This window comes from Nocardia farcinica, from assembly GCF_029867845.1.
Lineage (GTDB): Bacteria > Actinomycetota > Actinomycetes > Mycobacteriales > Mycobacteriaceae > Nocardia > Nocardia farcinica_A.
This window is the reverse complement of the sequence record NZ_JARWRU010000124.1, coordinates 1-3076: the sequence shown is the minus strand read 5'-3', so window position 1 is coordinate 3076 and position 3076 is coordinate 1. Positions and strand designations below refer to the sequence as shown.

2 protein-coding genes and 1 pseudogene are annotated in these 3076 nt (G+C 70.4%); 2 read left to right on the top strand and 1 reads right to left on the bottom strand.

Annotated features, from left to right (window positions below; all coding sequences use genetic code 11):
• Positions 1-364: pseudogene (locus QH283_RS02410) on the top strand (hypothetical protein); the annotation flags it as partial.
• A gap of 8 nt (positions 365-372) precedes the next feature.
• Here the strand turns inward: QH283_RS02410 and QH283_RS02405 are convergent.
• Entirely contained in the window at positions 373-1239 is an 867-nt protein-coding gene (locus QH283_RS02405; protein ID WP_280501380.1) for an SOS response-associated peptidase, read from the bottom strand.
• 168 nt (positions 1240-1407) lie between these two features.
• Here QH283_RS02405 and QH283_RS02400 point away from each other — a divergent pair, with 168 nt between their 5' ends.
• Positions 1408-2907 carry an aldehyde dehydrogenase family protein gene (locus QH283_RS02400; protein ID WP_280501379.1) on the top strand — a complete coding sequence of 500 codons (1500 nt, stop codon included), beginning with the start codon at positions 1408-1410 and terminating at the stop codon, positions 2905-2907.
• The last annotated feature ends 169 nt before the right edge of the window (positions 2908-3076 follow it).

Sequence of the window (3076 nt, the reverse complement as noted above, 5' to 3'; positions counted from 1 at the left end):
GAACTGCCCCTCGTCCGGCCCCGCCCACGCCGCCGGCGCGAAGACCAGCGCGGGCGCGAGGACCAGGCTCGCGGCCAGGACGGGGACCGCGGGCCCGCGCGAACGGCGGGGGGGGGGGGGGGGGCGGGTCGTGGGGCTGTTCCCGGGGCAATCGGGCCGGTGGCTTTTCCCTTTCGGGGTGATGGGTGCCGTTAACCGCGACGGTGGCGCCGGGGCGGGCGATGGCACCGGGCTGGGCGACGAGCTGCCGCGCAAGGCCGAGAATCTGGGCGGCTCGGTGCTCGAAGAGGTCATCGATCTGTCCACGGGCATCCTCAAGTGCGGCATCAACCTGGTGACCGACTCGGTCTCCTGTCCGCTCTGATCTGCGGCTCACAGCAGGCTGATCTGCTCCCCCGGCGGATGCTCGGCCTGCCGCTGCCCGGCCGCCGGTGCGTCCGGGTCCACCTCGGCCAGCAGTTCCGGTCCGTTGTTCTTGACGCTGTTGACCAGGGTGGACACCGGCCGCATCAGGATGTCGCGCACCGCCTGCTCCTCCGGCGCGGCGAGCAGTTCCGCCGGGGCGGGGTGGTCGGGATCGAGCCAGGCGTCCCAGTGTTCGCGCGGCATGGGCAGGGGCATGCGGTCGTGGATGCGGGTCAGCTCGCCCACGGCGTCTGTGGTGAGGATGGCGCACGACAGCAGCGGTGGCGCCTTGGGCTGGGAACGGTCGCGCCAGACCGACCACAGTCCGGCCATGTACAGCCGCGAGCCGTCGGCGGGGGTCATGAAGTAGGGACGCTTGATCGCCTTGCGGCCACCGGCCGGGTCGGGTTCGACCAGCCACTCGTACCAGCCGTCCATCGGCACCAGGCAGCGCCGGTACTTGACCGCGTCGCGGAAGGACGGTGTGGTGGCCGCCTTGTCGGCGCGGGCGTTGAACAGCGGCTTGCCCTTGACCGGGACACCGGGCTCGGCGGCCTTGGTCCAGGAGGGGATCAGGCCCCAGCGCATGCGCCGGATGCGCAATCTTGGTTCGTCCTCGGGGTGGTCGCGATCGTGCCGTGACACGATCGTGAGCACCCGGTTGGTCGGGGCGACGTTGTAGTCGGCGACGGTGCGGGCGGGATCGGCCGCGGCGGGCCCGACCGTGTCCCCTCCAGTCGCACTCGCACCGCTTCTACCTGCGGTTTCGTCGAGAGCATCGAGTTCGGCCGCCAGCCTTCCCGGATCGGCCGTGGTGGCATATCGTCCGCACATGATTCCGAGCATGGCACCCCCCGCCGACAGCCGGGACAACAATTCGGGGATAGTGGGTGACCTGGTGAGAGTTTTGACTTAGCATTCTCTCAACGGATGGAGTGCATCACACCTGTCCGCGGCCCGCGCACCGACCGGCCACCGCATAGCAAGAGGAGAGCCACCGACGTGACAACTATCGAGACCGCCCCCGACACCACACTCGACTCGGTCAATCCGGCGACGGGCGAGGTCCTCGCCACCTACCCGATCGCCGACGAGGACGCGGTGCGCGCGGCTGTCGCGAAGGCCCGCAAGGCCGCCAAGGTGTGGGGCGCGCTCAGCTTCGACGAGCGTCGCAAGCACCTGCTCCGCTGGTCGAGCCGGCTTGTCGCCGACGCCGACGAGTTCTGCGAACTCATCCACAAGGAGAACGGCAAGCCGCGCGACGACGCCTTCCTCGAGCTGATGCTGGCTCTCGAGCACATCGCGTGGGCCGCCAAGAACGCCAAGAAGTACCTGGCCCCGAAGAAGATCTCCCCCGGCGCCATGATGTCGAACTTCTCCGCGCGCCTGGAGAGCCGCCCGCTCGGCGTCGTAGGTGTCATCGGCCCGTGGAACTACCCGGTCTACACCCCCAACGGCTCCATCGGCTACGCGCTGGCCGCGGGCAACACCGTGGTGTTCAAGCCCAGTGAGTACTCCACCGGCATCGGCGTCTTCCTGGCGCAGGCGTTCAAGAAGGCCAACCCCGAGCTGCCCGAGGGCGTGTTCGAGGCCATCACCGGCCGCGGCGCGACCGGTGCGGCGCTGGTGAAGTCCGGCGTCGACAAGATCGCCTTCACCGGTTCCACCGCCACCGGCAAGCGCATCATGGCCGCCGCCGCCGAGAACCTGACCCCCGTGCTGCTCGAGTGCGGTGGCAAGGACGCGGTCATCGTCGACGCCGACGCCGACGTGAAGGCCGCCGCCGACGCGATCGCGTGGGGCGCCACCGCCAACAGCGGCCAGACCTGCGCGGGCGTGGAGCGCGTCTACGTGCACAAGTCGGTCGCCGACGAGCTGATCGCCGAGGTCAAGCGCATCCTCACCGACGTCGAGCCCGGCTCGGAGGAGGGCGCCGCCTACGGCCCGATGACCATGCCGAGCCAGATCGACATCGTCAAGCGCCATATCGAGAGCGCGCTGGCCAACGGCGCCGAGGCCGTGCTCGGCGGCCCCGAGTCGGTGAAGGGCCCCTTCATCGAGCCGGTCGTGCTGGTGGGCACCGACGAGAACTCCGAGGCCGTGACCGAGGAGACCTTCGGCCCGACCATCACCATCCGCGTCGTCGACACCATCGACGAGGCCATCGAGCTGGCGAACAAGTCCAAGTACGGCCTGTCGTCGTCGGTGTACTCGAAGAAGAACGGCCTGGCCATCGCGCGCAGGCTCGAGGTCGGCGCCACCTCGGTGAACTCGGTGCTCGGCTTCGCCGCGATCCCCGGCCTGCCCTTCGGCGGCGTGCGCGAGTCCGGCATCGGCCGTATCCACGGCGAGCCCGGCCTGCGCGAGTTCACCCGCCCGCACTCGATCGCGATCCAGAAGTTCGCGATCCCTGGCATGGCGCTGATGAGCTACTCGCGCACCGCGCAGAACATGCAGATGCTGCGCAAGGTCGTGCCGTTCCTGCACGGCCGCAACAAGTAATCCCTGATCCGGGGCGAGACTCCCCCGCACGCGCGGGGCGGGTCTCGTGTCGGGGGGGCGGGCCCGGGGACCCGGGGGGGGGGGGGGGGGGGGGGGGGGGGGCCGGTGGGGGACGCCCGCGGGGGGGGGGGGGGGGGGGGGGGAGATTGTAGCCGGGGCGGCATTTGGC

Bases quoted from the DNA above. Each gene is read 5' to 3' on its own strand.
- QH283_RS02405 (WP_280501380.1), bottom strand. From the start codon at position 1,239: ATGTGCGGACGATATGCCACCACGGCCGATCCGGGAAGGCTGGCGGCC.